The following is a 589-nucleotide window of genomic DNA, read 5'->3' as shown; positions in this document are numbered from 1 at the left end:
CCGATCGCCGATTGTGCCCGCTACGACAACCTCCGGAGGACCATCTGATGGAACGAACCCAAATCTTCGACCTCATGGGCGAACTCAAGCTCTACGGCATGAAGGCGTCCTTCGACGAGATCATGGCAACTGCCGTCAAGCGCCAGCACGAACCTCAGCGCATCGTTGGCGACCTGCTCAACGCCGAGATCAACGAGAAGCAAGCCAGGTCGATCAAATACCAGCTCACCATTGCCAAGCTGCCGCTTGCCAAGGACATCGCCGACTTCCAGTTCGACGGCACGCCGATCAATCAGACTCTCGTCAATGATCTCGCTGGCAGCGGCTTCATCGCCCAACAACGCAATGTCGTTCTGGTTGGCGGCACCGGCACAGGCAAGACCCACCTGGCCATTGCCATCGCCAGAAGCTGCATCCGATCCGGTGCCCGCGGCCGCTTCTTCAACGTAGTCGACCTCGTCAATCGCCTCGAGACCGAGACCCGCAACGGACGGCAAGGACGGCTCGCCGAGCATCTGACCCGGATGGACTTCATCGTGCTGGATGAACTCGGCTATTTGCCCTTCGCCCAGTCCGGTGGCCAGCTTCT

General features: G+C 60.1%; 1 protein-coding gene. It reads left to right on the top strand.

From position 1 onward, the window contains the following. Positions 1–47: 47 nt before the first annotated feature. The coding region (locus tag IVB12_RS28690; protein WP_247304126.1) for an ATP-binding protein at positions 48–589 on the top strand (542 nt) is incomplete at its 3' end.

This window comes from Bradyrhizobium sp. 179, from assembly GCF_023073535.1.
Taxonomy (GTDB): domain Bacteria; phylum Pseudomonadota; class Alphaproteobacteria; order Rhizobiales; family Xanthobacteraceae; genus Bradyrhizobium.
This window is presented reverse-complemented; position numbering and strand designations above follow the sequence as displayed.